This window comes from Streptomyces sp. DG1A-41 (assembly GCF_037055355.1).
GTDB lineage: Bacteria > Actinomycetota > Actinomycetes > Streptomycetales > Streptomycetaceae > Streptomyces.
The window spans coordinates 8,493,466-8,508,581 of record NZ_CP146350.1; the positions used below are offsets into that span (position 1 = coordinate 8,493,466).

Annotated in this window: 14 protein-coding genes; 12 read left to right on the forward strand and 2 right to left on the reverse strand. The window is 72.3% G+C overall.

Annotated elements, in window-relative coordinates; genetic code table 11:
* Positions 1-3: 3 nt before the first annotated feature.
* From V8690_RS39280 to V8690_RS39315, 8 genes are all read left to right on the forward strand, one after another.
* Positions 4-813: an acetoacetate decarboxylase family protein gene (locus tag V8690_RS39280; protein WP_338784788.1), complete on the forward strand. Its 810-nt coding sequence runs from the start codon at positions 4-6 to the stop codon at positions 811-813.
* Positions 814-909: 96 nt separating this feature from the next.
* Positions 910-2,373: an aldehyde dehydrogenase gene (locus V8690_RS39285; RefSeq protein ID WP_338784789.1), complete on the forward strand. Its 1,464-nt coding sequence runs from the start codon at positions 910-912 to the stop codon at positions 2,371-2,373.
* Entirely contained in the window at positions 2,366-3,286 is a 921-nt protein-coding gene (locus V8690_RS39290) for a 3,4-dihydroxyphenylacetate 2,3-dioxygenase (RefSeq protein WP_338784790.1), read from the forward strand. The genes V8690_RS39285 and V8690_RS39290 overlap by 8 nt, the downstream gene beginning before the upstream one ends.
* On the forward strand, positions 3,279-4,124 hold the full coding sequence (locus tag V8690_RS39295) for a fumarylacetoacetate hydrolase family protein (RefSeq protein WP_338784791.1): 846 nt from the start codon (positions 3,279-3,281) through the stop codon (positions 4,122-4,124). Before V8690_RS39290 ends, V8690_RS39295 begins: the two co-directional genes overlap by 8 nt.
* A 55-nt stretch (positions 4,125-4,179) precedes the next feature.
* The gene (locus tag V8690_RS39300) at positions 4,180-4,782 is read left to right on the forward strand and encodes a TetR family transcriptional regulator (RefSeq protein WP_338784792.1); all 603 of its coding nucleotides are present in this window, start codon (positions 4,180-4,182) and stop codon (positions 4,780-4,782) included.
* Between the two features lie 126 nt (positions 4,783-4,908).
* Positions 4,909-6,369, forward strand: a complete 1,461-nt coding sequence (locus tag V8690_RS39305; protein WP_338784793.1) for an APC family permease — start codon at positions 4,909-4,911, stop codon at positions 6,367-6,369.
* A gap of 63 nt (positions 6,370-6,432) precedes the next feature.
* Positions 6,433-7,923: an aldehyde dehydrogenase gene (locus tag V8690_RS39310; RefSeq protein WP_338784794.1), complete on the forward strand. Its 1,491-nt coding sequence runs from the start codon at positions 6,433-6,435 to the stop codon at positions 7,921-7,923.
* Positions 7,920-8,612, forward strand: coding sequence for a gamma-glutamyl-gamma-aminobutyrate hydrolase family protein (locus tag V8690_RS39315; RefSeq protein WP_338784795.1), 693 nt, complete (start codon positions 7,920-7,922; stop codon positions 8,610-8,612). The genes V8690_RS39310 and V8690_RS39315 overlap by 4 nt, the downstream gene beginning before the upstream one ends.
* Positions 8,613-8,626: 14 nt before the next feature.
* Here the strand turns inward: V8690_RS39315 and V8690_RS39320 are convergent, their stop codons facing one another.
* A complete protein-coding gene (locus tag V8690_RS39320) occupies positions 8,627-9,199 on the reverse strand; it encodes a MarR family transcriptional regulator (protein WP_338784796.1) in 573 nt (190 codons plus the stop codon).
* Positions 9,200-9,333: 134 nt separating this feature from the next.
* Between V8690_RS39320 and V8690_RS39325 the strand changes: the two genes are divergently transcribed.
* The gene (locus tag V8690_RS39325) at positions 9,334-10,275 is read left to right on the forward strand and encodes a TIGR03619 family F420-dependent LLM class oxidoreductase (protein ID WP_338784797.1); all 942 of its coding nucleotides are present in this window, start codon (positions 9,334-9,336) and stop codon (positions 10,273-10,275) included.
* 15 nt (positions 10,276-10,290) lie between these two features.
* Here the strand turns inward: V8690_RS39325 and V8690_RS39330 are convergent, their stop codons facing one another.
* On the reverse strand, positions 10,291-11,313 hold the full coding sequence (locus V8690_RS39330) for a LuxR C-terminal-related transcriptional regulator (protein WP_338784798.1): 1,023 nt from the start codon (positions 11,311-11,313) through the stop codon (positions 10,291-10,293).
* 231 nt (positions 11,314-11,544) lie between these two features.
* Between V8690_RS39330 and V8690_RS39335 the strand changes: the two genes are divergently transcribed.
* The 3 genes from V8690_RS39335 to V8690_RS39345 are packed head-to-tail and all read left to right on the forward strand — an operon-like array spanning position 11,545 to position 15,094.
* Positions 11,545-12,555 (forward strand): sugar ABC transporter substrate-binding protein, encoded by a 1,011-nt coding sequence (locus V8690_RS39335; protein ID WP_338784799.1) that lies wholly within the window; start codon positions 11,545-11,547, stop codon positions 12,553-12,555.
* A gap of 11 nt (positions 12,556-12,566) precedes the next feature.
* Complete coding sequence (locus V8690_RS39340) at positions 12,567-14,114, forward strand: sugar ABC transporter ATP-binding protein (protein WP_338784800.1); 1,548 nt, start codon at positions 12,567-12,569, stop codon at positions 14,112-14,114.
* Positions 14,111-15,094 (forward strand): ABC transporter permease, encoded by a 984-nt coding sequence (locus tag V8690_RS39345; RefSeq protein WP_338784801.1) that lies wholly within the window; start codon positions 14,111-14,113, stop codon positions 15,092-15,094. Before V8690_RS39340 ends, V8690_RS39345 begins: the two co-directional genes overlap by 4 nt.
* Positions 15,095-15,116 lie beyond the last annotated feature (22 nt).

The following is a 15,116-nucleotide window of genomic DNA, read 5'->3' on the forward strand; positions in this document are numbered from 1 at the left end:
CGCGTGACCAGTCTTCGTGGTTACCTCCACCCCAAGACGGCGACCGGTGCGTCGTCGCTGATTCCCTCTCCGCCCTGGCGGTACTCCGGTGACCTGTTGACGGTCGAGTACCGGACGGACCCCGAGCGGGTGCGTGAACTGCTCCCCGAGCCGCTGGAGTTGGCCGACGAGGATCCCGGTGCGGTTGCTCTCATCTGGGCCGACTGGCAGTCGTGCTCGGCATCGGGGGAGGAGCTGCTGGATCCGGTGCGGGCGCAGTACAAGGAGGCGTTCGCGGTCGTCCGGTGCCGGTTCCGGGGGCGGACGTACTCTCGGTGCGTCTACATCTGGGTGGACAAGGACTTCGCGATCGCGCGGGGGCTGCATCAGGGGTATCCGAAGAAGCTCGGCTCCATCCACCAGACGCGACCGCATCCGTACGGGCCCGCTCCGCGGATCGAGTCCGGGGCGCGGTTCGGGGCGACGCTGGCGGCTGCGGACCGGCGTATCGCGCAGGCTGTGGTGACGCTGCGCGAGCCTTCTGAGAGCGGCGGGTTCGTCAATGCGCATCCCATGGCGCATCACCGGTGGCTGCCGTCGATCGAGGGCAAGGGGCTGGCTCTCGACGAGCTGATCGAGTCCGGGGCGGCTTCCTTCGAAGGAGGTCGACCGTGGGTTGGAGACGCGCAGTTGGAGCTGTTCGAGGCGCCGACCGAGGAATTGGCCCGGCTGGAGGTGCGGGAGCCGATCGCGGCGTACTACCGGCAGGTCGGGGTGGTCTGGGACGGGGGGCGGCTGCTGGAAGTCGGTACGTCGGAAGCGTCTGCCGAGTAGCGCCGGTAGGCGGATGCGGGTTCGTCGTGGTTGGTCGCGCAGTTCCCCGCGCCCCTAGGTGAGTGCGATTCTCCTCGTTTGAATGGAACTCTTCTCATGCCTGACACCATCACCGTCGCCGGCGTTGCCGTCGACACCCGGCACTGGATCGGCGGTCTGCGCGTCGCCTCCGCCGATGCCTTCACCGACCACTCTCCGATCGACGCCAGCGTCCTCGGCGAGATCGCCCGGGGCGGCCCAGTCGAAGCCGAGGCCGCCGTCGCCGCCGCCCGGGACGCCTTCCCCGCCTGGGCCGCCACCTCGCGCACCGAGCGCGCCCGCCTCCTGCACGCCATCGCCGACGGCGTCGAGAAGCGGATCGAGGAGCTGGCGATCGTCGAGACCACCGACAACGGTGCGCTGCTGCGGTCGCACCGGCGGGGCGTCATGCCCCGCGTCGCCCACAACTTCCGGTTCTTCGCCGACTGGTTGCTCCGGCTCGACCACGAGGACTTCGAGACGCGGGGGTACACCAACCACGTCAGCTGGGACCCGGCCGGGCCCTGCGTGCTGATCACGCCGTGGAACGCGCCCCTGATGCTGGCCACCTGGAAGGTCGCCCCCGCCCTCGCCGCCGGCAACACCGTCGTCCTCAAGCCCGCCGAGTGGTCCCCGCTGACCGCTTCACTGCTGGCCGACATCGCGGCCGAGGCCGGGCTGCCGGCCGGTGTCCTCAACGTCGTCCAGGGATACGGCTCCGAGATCGGTGACGCCCTCACCTCCCACCCCGACGTGCGCCGCATCAGCTTCACGGGGTCGGTGCCCACGGCGCGGCGGATCGCTGCCTCGGCCGCCGCCAACCTCACGCCCCTGAGCCTCGAACTCGGCGGCAAGTCACCCCTTCTGGTCTTCGCCGACGCCGATCTCGACCTGGCCGTCGACCTCGCCGTGGAGCAGTACGACAACGCCGGGCAGGTGTGCCTCGCGGGCACCCGGCTGCTCGTCGAGGAGCCGGTCGCCGAGGAGTTCACCCGCCGGTTCGTGGAGAAGGCGTCCGCCCTCGCGCAAGGCGATCCCCGCGACGAGGCCACCGACATCGGGCCCACCATCCATCCCCGCCAGCTGGAGAAGATCGACGGTTTTGTGCAGCGGGCCGTCGCGGCCGGGGCGCGGGCGGTCATCGGGGGGCATCGCAAGGACGGGCAGTACTACGCGCCGACCCTGCTCACCGATGTCGCCCAGGACTCCGAGATCGTGCAGGAGGAGGTCTTCGGGCCGGTACTGACCCTCCAGACCTTCGCCGGCGAGGACGAGGCCGTCCGGCTCGCCAACGACACCTGTTTCGGGCTGGCCGCCACCGTCGCCACCGGCGACCGCGAGCGCGCCGAGCGGGTCAGCGCCCGGCTCGTCGCGGGCACGGTCTGGATCAACTGCTTCTTCGTCCGCGACCTCCAGGCCCCGTTCGGCGGCTCCCGGCAGTCCGGTGTCGGACGCGAGGGCGGTACCTGGAGCTTCGACTTCTACTGCGACCTGAAGAACACCGTCACCGCCCCGAAGGGATGGAACCAGGACCATGGGTGAGATCACCGGGGCCGGGCTGCTCGCCCACGTCCCCACCATCGTGCTGCCCGAGCAGGAGCGGCTGGAGCTGAACGAGGGCAAGGAGATCACCCTCGTCACCGGGCTCCGGGAACTCCGCAGGGACGTCTTCGAGCGCGACGACTACGACACCGTGGTCGTGCTCGACTCGCACTGGGCGACCACCGTCGAGTTCGTCGTGACCGCGCAGGAGCGCCGCGCTGGGCTGTTCACCTCCGAGGAACTGCCGCGCGGCATGTGCCGGATGCCGTACGACTTCCCGGGCGACCCCGAACTCGCCCACAACGTTGCGAAGTTCGCGGACCAGCACGGCACGTGGATCACTCCGATCGACGACGCGTACCTGCCGGTCTACTACGCCACCATCAACCTCTGGAAGTACCTGGGTGAGGGGCTGCCCGACAAGAGGTGGGTCACCATCGGGGTCTGCCAGACCGGCGATATGGAGGACCATCTCAGGCTCGGGCGGGCGCTTGCCGACGGTATCGCCGCCACTCCCGGACGCAGGGTCCTCCTCATCGCCTCCGGCGCCCTCTCCCACACCTTCTGGCCGCTGCGCGAACTGCGCGACCACGAGGCCAGCGACCCGGTGCACATCCGTACGCCCGAGGCCCGCGAGGCCGACCTGGAGCGCATCGCCTGGTTCAAGGAGGGCCGTCACGACAAGGTCCTCGACACCATGGACGAGTTCTGGAGGGTCAAGCCCGAGGCGAAGTTCTTCCACTACCTGATGATGGCCGGTGCCCTCGGCGAGCAGGACTGCGTCGCCCGGGCCCGGCAGTACGGCGAGTACGAGAACTCCGTCGGCACCGGCCAGGTCCACCTCTGGTTCGACCGCCCGGCCGGCGGCTGGACCGCAGACCACACCCCCGCGCAGGAGTCCGCCCATGCCTGAGTACCGCCGGATCCTCCTCGACGGCGCCGCCGTCCAGGTCACCGTCGACGGTGACGAACTCGTCGCCGGCGACGGCCGCCGCGTCAAGGCCGACGACGCCCGGCACCTGCCGCCGGTCGTCCCCTCCAAGGTCATCGCCGTCCACCTTAACCACCGCAGCCGGGTGGAGGAGTTCCGGATCGGCCTGCCTGACACGCCGACCTACTTCCACAAGCCGGTCTCCGCCCTCAACGCCCACCGGGGCGCGATCGTCCGCCCCGAGGGCTGCAAGTGGCTCAACTACGAGGGCGAGGTCGCCATCGTCATCGGGAAGACCGCCCGGAACATCTCGCCGGCCGAGGCGGGGGAGTACCTCGCCGGCGACACCGTCGCCAACGACTACGGACTGCACGACTTCCGCGACACCGACGCCGGCTCCATGCTCCGCGTCAAGGGCTCCGACACCCTCTGCCCGCTCGGCCCCGGGCTGGTCACCGACTGGGACTTCCACGGCAAGCGGCTGCGGACCTATGTCAACGGGCAGGTGGTGCAGGACGGTTCGACCGACGAGATGACGTGGGACATGCACTACCTCGTCGCCGACATCGCCCGCACCATCACGCTGTACCCGGGAGACGTCCTGCTGTCCGGCACGCCCGCCCACTCCCGCCCCGTCCAGCCGGGAGACGTCGTGGAGGTGGAGGTCGAGGGGCTCGGGCGGCTCACCAACCACATCGTGACCGGGCCGGCCGCCATCCGTACGGACGTGGGCGCACAGCCCACCGAGTCGGAGGAGGTGCTGTCGACCGCGCTCGGCGGCGACTGGGAGTTCCGTGGCATCCGGCCGCCGCGTCGCTGACGCGGGCTCCGGCCGCCGCGTCGCCGAGCGGGGCGCCCCGGGTAGGGTCACGGGCATGACCGAGCCCGCCGGGCGCCGCCCCCGCAAGCGCGTGAACTACGGCACGGGCCGCGAGGCCCTGCTGGAGGCCGCCGTGCGCGTGGTGGCCCGGGGCGGGCTGCGCAGGCTCACCTACCGGGCGGTCGCGGAGGAGGCCGGCGTCACCCACGGGCTGGTCGTGCACCACTTCGGATCCCGTGACGCCCTGATCGAAGAGGCCCTCACCCACGCCATCCGGTCCTCCCTGAGCAGCAGCGCCCTGGAACCGGGCACAGGCAGGGCCGCCGACTTCTCGGTGGGTCTGACGGACATGGTGGAGTCCGGTCCCGACCTCCAGGCGTTCCAGTACGAACTGCTGCTGGAGTCCCGGCGCCGCCCCGAGCTCCTGGCCCACCTGCGGTCGCTGTACGACGAGTACTTCGACGCGACCCGGCGCGAGCTCACCCAGATGCTGCCCGGCCCGGTGGACGAGGGCCTGTCCCGCATGGTCTTCGCCACGCTGGAGGGACTCGTCCTGCACCAGCTGGTCTTCGGCGAACGCGAGGTCATCGAGGACGCCCTCGACGAACTGCGCTCGGTGCTGCGGCTGCTCGCCGAGAAGCAGGACGGCGGGGCCTGACTCCGTCGGCCACGCGGCCCCGTAAATCGTAGTCCCTCACCCCTTGCCAAACGGATAGTTCCGTCCCACGATGAGGCAACTCGTTTGGCCTGAAACGATCCTTCCTCCCCCTGGCAGGTGATCCGAGTGGACAGTCAGACGGTCTCCCGGCACACGGCGGCACCGGACGCGCCCACCGCAGGCACGCTCAAGCCCAACGCCCTCGGCGTACTGGGCATCCTCTTCTTCGTCCTGTCCGCCCAGGCCCCGCTGACCGGTATCGCCGGCGCCGCCCCCATCGCCGTGGCGCTCGGCAACGGGCCCGGAGTGCCCGCCGCCTATCTGGTGGCGGGGTTGGTGATCCTGCTGTTCTCGGTGGGCTTCGTCGCCATGGGCCGCCACGTCGTGGACGCGGGCGCCTTCTACACCTACATCGGCAAGGGCCTCGGCCGGACCACCGGCACCGGCAGCGCGGGCCTCGCGCTCTTCGCGTACTGCACCATCCAGGCCGCCATGTACGGGCTCTACGGATCCATCGTGAGCGGACTGGTCGCGAGCCACGCAGGCCTCGACCTGCCGTGGTGGGTCTGGACACTGGCCACCATGGCGGTGGTGCAGGCGCTCGGTGCGGCCGGCGTCGAGATGGGCGCCAAGGTGCTGGCCGTCCTCGTCCTGGCGGAGTTCAGCATCCTGTCGGTCTTCGCCCTGGTCACCCTCGTCAAGGGCGGCGGACCCGAGGGGCTCGGCCTCGCCGACAGCTTCTCCCCGGCCGCCGCCCTGGACGGCGCTCCGGGCGTGGCCGTGATGTTCGCCGTGGCGTCCATGTTCGGCTTCGAGGCCACCGCCATCTACGGCGAGGAGGCCCGCGAGCCCAGGAAGACCGTGCCGAGGGCCACGTACCTCGCGGTGGTCGTGGTCACCGGCTTCTTCGCCCTGACCTCCTGGATGCTCATCTCCTCCTACGGCGCCTCCCGGGCCACCGCGGCCGCGGGCCAGGCCCTGGAGGGCGGTGACGGGGCCGGGTTCGTCTTCGCGCCCATCACCGCGCAGTTCGGCGGCTGGGTCGGCGATGTGCTGCCGGTCCTGCTCGCCACGTCCCTCTTCGCCGGCATCCTCACCTTCCACAACTCGGCCAACCGCTACCTGTTCTCCCTCGGACGCGACCGCCTGCTGCCGCTGCGGCTGTGCCGGCTCAACCGCCGTCACGCCCCCTGGGCGGCCGGGTGCGTCCAGACGGTCCTGGCCGTGCTGCTGGTGGTGCCCTTCGCGCTGGCGGGCAAGGACCCGGTGCTGACGCTGTTCTCCTGGTTCAGCGGGGTCGCCGTCCTGGCGATGATGCTGCTGTACCTGCTGACCTCGGTGTCCGTCGTCGCTTTCTTCCGCCGCGAGCGGCTCGACGCCCACCCCTGGAACACGCTCATCGCTCCCGTCCTGGGCGCGCTCGGCATCGCGGGGGCGATCTGGCTCATCCTGGCCAACTTCACCACCCTCATCGGCGGCGAACGCGCCACCGCTCTGTGGCTCACGCTGTCCGTCCCGGTGGTCATGGCGCTGGGCATCGTCGCCGCACGGGTGCGGGGGAGGGCCCTCGCAGCCGCCGACGGGTGACCGCGCGCGCCGTCGTCCGCGGACAGCCGTACCCATTTCGTTTGAGATCAAAGGAGGCCCTCCATGCCGGCCGTCACCCACGACGAGTGGCTGCGCCGCGCCAAGGCGTTCCAGCTCTCCGGCGCCCACCACATCGCCGGCGCCGACGAGCCCGGAAGCGGGGCGACGTTCCCGGTCGTGTCACCGCGTGACGGCCGGGTCCTCGCCGAGGTCCCGGACGCGGGCACCGCCGAGGTGGACGCGGCCGTCGCCGCCGCCCGGCGGGCCTTCGACACCGGCCCGTGGCCGCGTCTGGCACCCGCCGAGCGCGGCCGGGCCCTGCTCCGCCTCGCCGACCTGCTCGAAAAGCGGCGCGAGGAACTGGCGTTGACCGTGAGCCTGGAGATGGGCAAACCGGTCACGGACGCCCACGGCATCGAACTGCGCGCCGTCATCAGCACCTTCCGCTGGTACGGGCAGCTCGCGGACAAGCTCACCGACTCCGCCCCGCACACCGCCCCGGACGCCCTCGCCCTGGTCACCCGGGAACCCGCCGGAGTGGTCGCGGCGGTCGTCCCCTGGAACTTCCCGCTGACCCTGGCCGGCTGGAAGATCGCCCCGGCACTGGCCGCGGGCTGCACGGTCGTGCTGAAGCCCTCGGAGAACTCCCCGCTGTCCGCCCTGCTCCTGGGCCGCCTCGCCACCGAGGCCGGAATCCCGCCCGGCGTGCTCAACGTCGTCACCGGCGACGGCCCCACCGCGGGCCGGGCCCTCGGTCTCCACCCCGGCGTCGACGTCCTGGCGTTCACCGGCTCCACCGCCGTCGGACGCCACTTCCTGCGCTACGCCGCCGATTCCAACCTCAAGCGCGTCTGGCTGGAACTCGGCGGCAAGTCGCCCAACATCGTCCTGCCCGACGCCCCCGACCTGGATCAGGCCGCCGCCACGGCCGCCTGGGGCGTCTTCTTCAACCAGGGCGAGATGTGCACGGCGCCTTCGCGGCTGCTCGTGCACTCCTCGATCGCCGAGCGGATCACCGAGGCCGTGGTCCGGCGGGCCCGGGAGCTGAAGGTGGGCGACCCTCTCGACCCGGAGACGGAGATGGGCGCGCTGGCCGGCCGGGCACACCTGGACCGCGTACGCGACCACGTCCGTCATGGCGTCGAGGAGGGCGCCCGGCTGCGCACCGGCGGCGAGCGCCTGCTCGCCGAGACGGGCGGGACGTATCTGGAGCCGACCGTCTTCGACCGCGTGCACCCCGGCTCGCGACTGGCCCGGGAGGAGATCTTCGGCCCCGTCCTGTCCGTGCTCGCCTTCGACGACCTCGACGAGGCGGTTCGCCTGGCCAACGCCACCGAGTACGGCCTCGCAGCCGGCCTGTGGACCTCCGACCTGTCCACCGCCCACCGGGTCTCCCGCGCGCTGAAGGCCGGGACGGTGTGGGTGAACTGCTACGAGGAGGGCGACCTGACCGTGCCCTTCGGCGGCATGAAGCAGTCGGGCAACGGACGTGACAAGTCCGTCCACGCGCTGGAGAAGTACACCGAGCTCAAGACCACCTGGATCCAGTTGTGAGGCCCCTGATCGCGATCCCCGCCCGGTTCTCCGCGCGGACCTCCGCCCTCCGCTACGCCGCCGAGGTCAACGCCCGCGCCCTCATCGAGGCCGTCTGGCGGGCCGGCGGCGAACCGGCGGGCATCCACCCGGCGGACAGCGGCACCGCGGCCCGCCTCGCCCGCTTCGACGGCGTCCTGCTCCCCGGCGGCGGCGACCTCGCCCCCTCCTGCTACGGCGCCGTCGACACCCATGACACCGTCTACGACGTCGACACCCTCCAGGACACCTTCGACCTCGACGTCGCCCGCCACGCCCTGGAGTCCGGCCTGCCCCTGCTCGCGGTCTGCCGCGGCCTCCAGGTCGTCAACGTGGCCCTCGGCGGCACCCTGGAGCAGGACATGGGCGGCCCGGAACGCGAGCACCGGCACCTCGTGCACCCCGTCATCCTGGAATCCGGCTCGGTCGTCGCCCGGTCCACCGGCGACGAGAAGACCGACGCGTCCTGTTATCACCACCAACGCGTCGACCGCCTGGGCACAGACCTCCGCGTCACGGCCCGGGCGGCGGACGGCACCGTCGAGGCCCTCGAACTCGCGGGCGCCAAGGGCTGGTTCACCGCCGTCCAGTGGCACCCGGAGGACACCGCCCACGAGGACCCCGCCCAACAGGGCCTGTTCGACGCACTCGTCCGGGCCGCGGCCCGGTGAGGCCGCCGCGGGAGTCAGGCCCGGGGCCGCCGTCCGCTGCGCCGTGGCGCGGGCTCGGCGCCGCCCAGCAGGGACTGCCGCCGCTCCTCGCCGTGCTCCTCGACCTGGAGCACCACACTGCGCAGCCCCTCGGCGAGGGTGCGGCACTCCGCGTCGCTGAGCCGGGCCGTCACGAACGCCTCCTCCTCGTTGAACGCCGGGAAGACCCGCCGCATGAACGCGTCGCCCTCCTCGGTGAGGCTCAGCAGCACCAGCCGCCCGTCGCTCGGATGGTCCGCCCGCCGCAACAGCCCCCGCGACTCCAGCGTGCGCGCCACACCCGTCAGCGTGCCCTTGGAGATCCCCGCCTCCTCCGCCACGTGCCGGGTCTCCGACTCGCCCCACACCCAGACCACCCACAGCACCACGAAGGCCGTCCAGGTCAGGTCCGAACCGCGCAGCACCGAGTTCTCCAGGTGCTGCCGCACTGCGGACGCGGCCCGGTAGATGTTCGCCACCGCCGCCATCTGCTCCCGGCGGATGGGAAAACCGCCGAGCTTCGCCGCTGCGAGCTTCTCGGCTTCGGTGATGGATCGGTGGCCCGGCACGGGCGGCTCCTTCGTCTGGTCGCGACGCGTCACGCCCGGGCGGTGATGCGCGGGCGGTCGCGCTGAGTGCGCGGCCATCCTCGCCGTCCGGTCGTTCGGACTCAAATCGTACGGAGATGGAAGGGAAACCCGACATGCCCACCCCTCCCCGCATGCTTCTCGTCCTCAGCGAGAACTGGACGCTGACCGGCGGCCGGGCCGATCTGCCCGCCGCCGTCCGCTGGGCCCGCGAGGCCGAGGACGCCGGCTTCGACGCGGTCATGGTCAGCGAGCACATCGTCCTCGGCCCCGACGCGGCTGCCGCCGGCATCATGGGCAACCCCCGCGACTACGCCCTCCCGGGCAACCAGGACCCGTACACCCCCTGGCCCAACTCCCTGCTGCTGCTCGCCGCCATCGCCTCCGTCACCTCCCGGCTGCGCCTGGCCGCCGCGGCCGTCCTCGCCCCGCTGCGCCACCCCCTGCTGCTCGCGCGCGAGCTCGGCACCCTCGACCTGATCAGCGAGGGGCGCCTCGTCGTGCAGCCGACGGTGAGCTGGAGCAAGGACGAGTACGACGCCCTCGGCGTGCCCTTCGCCCGGCGGGGGCGGCTCCTCGACGAGCACCTGGAGATCTGGGCGAAGGCCTGGGGCCCGTCCCCGATCTCCCACGACGGACAGCACTACCCCTTCCAGGACGTCTGGTTCGAGCCCAAGGCCCACCGCCCGGACGGCCCCCGGCTCTGGTTCGGCGGACAGCGGCTGCACGGCCCCATCCTGCGCCGCCTCGTGCGGTACGGCCACGGCTTCCACCCGCTCGGCCGGCCCTCGCCCGAGGACCTCCAGGCGCTCAAGGAGGCGATGGCCGCGGCAGGGCGGGACATTGCGGACCTGGAGATGATCGGCGGCACCCGGGCCGTCTTCCCCGACGACCGCTCACCGGCCGACCTCGGCGCGGCGCTCGCCGTGCTCCCGGAGCAACTGGAGCAGGGCTTCACCACCTTCTGTGTCAAGCCGAACCAGTTCATCGACGATCCCGACGGGGTCGGGGCGTTCTGCCGGGACGTCATGCGGCGCGTCGAGGCGCTGACCTCCTGACCGCCGTGGCCCGGATCACCGCTCGACGAACCGTCCCAGGTGATCCGGGTCCGGCCGCAGCAGCCCGTCCCGGACCGCGAGCGCCGTGGCCTGCGCGCGGGAGGCGCAGCCGGTCTTGCGCAGCAGATGCTCGACATGGCTGTGCACCGTCCGCGGGGACAGGAACAGCGCTTGTGCGATGGCCTGGTTGGTCTGCCCGGTGGCCGCCCGGGTGAGCACTTCCAGCTCCCGGGGGCTCAGCCCGTACGGCAGCTCCGTGGGCGTCTCGTGCACCAGCACCGCGTCGGACGCGAGGCCGGGTCCCGCCGGGTGCCGGTGCAGTACGACCCGCCGCCAGTCGCCGCCGGTCGGCCACAGCAGGCGCAGCCGCCGGCCGCCCGAGCCGGTGAAGGCGTCGAGCAGCGCGCGGAAGCCGCCTTCCTCTCGCAGCACCCGCGGCCGGTCGCGGCCCGGCAGGTCGATCACCCCGCCGTCGCCGGTGACCAGGCTCGCCGCGTCCTGAGCTGCCAGACCGTGCAGGTCACCGGCGTGGGCCAGCGGGTCGGCGAGCGCGGCCAGGGCGGGCATGACGGAGGCGAGGAGCCGGCGGGCGTCGGTGTCGTAGGCGTCCGCGCTCTCGGTGGAGAGGTGGACCAGGCCCACCAGCCGGCTCCGGTGCCGCAGTGCTCCCGTGACGCCGTCCCGGAAACCGGCCGGGCGGACCCGCTCGGCGTAGAACCAGCCGTGCCGGAAGCGCGGCCCGGCGTCCTCGGCGTCCTCGGAGATGGAGGGTGGCAGCTCCCGCCGTACGACGTTGCGGTACCACGGCGTCGCGACGAACTCACCGGCCAGGGACTGCGAGGCCGCGGCGGTGTAACCGATGCTCGCGACCTGGACGTGGGAGCCGGTCAGCGGGTCGATCGTGAGCAGGGTGGCCGCGTCCAGCGGCAGGGCGCGGGCGAGTTCGCGCAGGGCCTGCGCGGAGGCCGACGTGGTGTCGCGCTCGCGGGTGAGCATGCCGATGCGCGCTGCTGCCGCGATCTGGTGGTGGCTGGGCATGGCGAGCCTCCGGGCGGCTCCGACGTGATGTCGTTTGGGGCCTAACGATAGGGGGTCGGTCCGGGTCCGACAAGGTGTTCACCGAGTTGTCGAGCGGGAGGCCCGTGATCCGCCGGCTGTCGTTCGCAGTCGGTATTTGTACGGATGGTGCGGCGGGCCCGGCGGGACTTTCCTGTTCGGCACACCCGGACGCCCGCTCCAGCCGGGCCCGCCCCTCGGAGAGCCCCCGCCATGACCCCACCCCCGTCCACGGCCTCACGCCGACACTTCCTCGCCCTCTCCGCCGCCACCGCCCTGGCGGCCGCCGGATGCTCCGCACCGCAGAACGCGTCCGCCTCGGCCAGACCGTCGTCCTCCGGCGGCACCCGCCTGACGAAGATCGGACTCGACTACCCCTTCACCCAACTCCCGCTCTACTCCACCCTGGTGAAGCTCTCCACCGCCCAGGCAAAGAAGCACGGCATCTCGCTGCTCACCACCAGCGACAACGCCAGCGCCGACACACAGGCGAGCAACCTCACCACCTGGGTCGCCCGCAAGGTCCCGGCGATCGTCTCCTTCCCCATGGTCTTCGAGGCCGCCGAGCCCATCGCCAAGGCGGCCCTGGACGCGGGACTGATCTGGGTCACCTACGGCGGCTCCCTGCAACACCAGAGCGCCGACATCCAGTTCAGCTTCCGCAAGGGCGGCACCCTGCTCGGCGAGGCGGCGGCGAAGTGGGCCGAGGAACACCTCGGCGGCAAGGGCAAGATCGCCTTCCTCACCGACAACACCATCGAGCTGGGCCGCGAACGCACCAAGGGCATGATCGACGCCTTCACCAGGCTGGCACCCGGCGTCGACGTGGTGGCGCGGGAACAGGCCATCGACCCGGACACGGGCCTGTCGAAGACGAAGGCCGTCCTCGCCAAGCACCCCGACCTCAACCTCGTCCTCGGCGTCACGGACGCCGCCGCGTACGGCGGATTCAAGGCCCTCCAGCAGACGGGCCGCGCCGCCGACGACGCCAAGACGTTCGTCGGCGGCCAGGACGGCTCCGGGCCCTCCCTCCTCGCCGTCAAGCAGGGCACCTTCTACCGGGCCTCCGCCGCGCTCGCGCCGAAGGACATCGCCGCCGCCATCGTCGACGTGCCGCGCGCCGTCGCCGCGGGAAAGGCGAACCCCAGCGCCCAGGTGCCGGTCGCGCTCGTCCAGCGCGCCGACACAGCCGAGATCGACGCCCTGCTCGCCCAGAACGCCTAGGCCCGGCCGCCATGTCGACCACGAACCTCCGTATCAGCGGCCTGACCAAGGCCTTCGGCGGCGTCAGAGCCCTCGACGGCGTGGACCTCACCGTGCCCGCCGGGCAGGTGCACGCCCTGCTCGGCCACAACGGCGCCGGCAAGTCCACCCTCATCAAGTGCCTGGGCGGCGCCTACCCGCCCGACGCGGGCACGATCGAGGTGGGCGGCGCGTCGTACACCCGCCTCACCCCGCGCGAGTCGATCGCGGCCGGCGTGGCGATCATCTTCCAGACGCCGAGTGTGGTCGACGCTCTGACCGTGGCGGAGAACATCTTCCTCGGCCAGGAGTGGACCCGGTACGGCCGCATCGACCGGCGCGCCCAGGAGGAGGTCGCCGCCGGGCTGCTTCAGCGGGTCGCGGCCAGGTGTTCCCCGCGCGACCGGGTGGGCGATCTGCCCAGGGGCCAGCGGCAGTTGGTCGAGATCGCCAAGGCCCTCAGCCGCAGCGCCTCCGTCCTGGTCCTCGACGAGCCGACCGCGGCCCTGTCCGGGGCCGAGACCGACGCCCTGTCCGAACGCGTCGAGGACCTCCGCACGCAGGGCCTCGCCATCGTCTACGTCACCCACCTGCTGTCGGAGGTGGAACGGCTCGCGGACGCGGTGACCGTACTGCGAGACGGCCGGGTGACCCATCAGGCCACGGTGGCGGGACAGACACGGCGTGACCTGGTCGAGGCGATCGCGGGCAGGCCGACGGAGGTCGCGCACGGGCCTCGACACGCCACGGGCACGGACGCGCCGGAGCCGCCGCGCACCCCGGCCCCGCCCCGGCTGGTCGTCGAAGCCCTGCGCGGCCCCGGCTTCGGGCCCGTCGGTCTCACCGTCGCCGAAGGCGAACGCGTCGGCCTGTTCGGGCTCATCGGCTCAGGCCGCACCCGCATCCTGGAGACGCTCTACGGCAGGCGCCGAGCCACCGCCGGAACCATCCGGGTCGGCGAACGCACCGTCAGCCCCGCCCGCCCGGCCGACGCGCTCGGCGCCGGAATCGCCCTCGTACCGGCGGACCGGCGCGCACAGGGCCTGTTCCCGTCGCTGTCCGCGCAGGACAACACGCTGCTGCCGGCCGTCCGGACCCTGGCCCGGTACAACGTACGGGCGCTGCGCGCCGAACGGCGGGTGTTCGACTCGCTGGCCACGGCGGTCGGGCTGCGCCCGGCCCGGCCCGGGCTGCCCGCGGGCGCGTTCTCCGGGGGCAACCAGCAGAAGCTCGTGCTGGGCCGGTGGATTAACGAGGCCCGGCACGTGGACGTGCTGCTGCTGGACGAGCCGACCCAGGGTGTCGACGTGGGGGCCCGTCAGGAGATCTACCGGGTGGTGTCCGGGCTCGCCGCCGAGCGCGGCACCGCCGTGCTGTTCGCGTCCAGCGACCCCGAGGAGGTCGTGGCGCTCGCCGACCGCTGCCTGATCGTCGCCCGGGGACGGATCGTCGGCGAGTTCTCCGGCGCCGGACTCACCGAACAGGCCCTGCTCTCGGCGGTCCACGACGCCGACCCTCTGCCCGCCGAAGGAGCAGCATGACCACCGCCGACCGCGTCCTCACGCGCCCGCGTCTGATCGCCACGGGCGGGCTGACCACCGTACGCCGCAACCCGCTCCTCGTCGTGCTCGTCGCGATGGTGCTGGTCTTCCAGCTGACCACGGGCAGCTTCCTCGACCCCGCCAACCTCGGCGGCATCGCCACCGACGCCGCCACCCTCGCGATCGTCGCCGTCCCGTTGGCCCTGCTCGTCATCAGCGGATACCTCGACCTGTCGGTCGGCTCCACGCTCGCCCTCGGCGGTCTTGTCGCGGGCTGGCTGGCCGGGCAGCACCATCAGTCGCCCGCCGTCGCCCTGCTCGGGGCGCTCGCCGCCGGGGCGGTGGTCGGCGCGGTGAACGGCGTCCTGTGCTGCTACTTCGGCCTGTCCGCGTTCATCGTCACCCTCGGCATGCTGACCGCCGTACGAGGTCTGGCACAGCAGTTGTTCCCGCTGCCGCTGAGCGGCTTCGGCTCCGGGTTCGCCTGGATCGGCGGGGCGCGGATCGCCGGGATCGCGGCGCCGGTCGTCATCGCCGCGCTGGTGCTGGCGGCGGGTGCGCTGTTCCTCGCGTTCACCCCGGCCGGACGGCACGTCTTCGCCATCGGCGTCAACCGGGAGGCCGCCCACCTCTCCGGCATCCAGATCCGCCGCACCCCGTTCGCGCTGTTCGTCGTCACCGGCGTGGCCGCCGCCCTGGCCGGTGCTGTCAAGGCGTCGGTACTGGACAGCGTGGTGGCCGGAACCTCAGGGTCCGGTTTTGAGCTGGCCGTGCTCACCGCCGTGTTGGTCGGCGGAGTGGCCCTCACCGGAGGCTCCGGCTCGATCTTCGGCGTCCTGCTCGGCGTGCTCTTCCTCGGCGGCCTTCAGAACGGCCTGACCCTGCTGAACGTGCCGACGTTCTGGCAGCAGATGGCCCAGGGCGTCGCGCTGGTGGCCGGCGCGGCCCTGGCGTACTTCGCACCCCGCACGGGGCGCTGACCCACCCTCCCCCTGAAAAGAG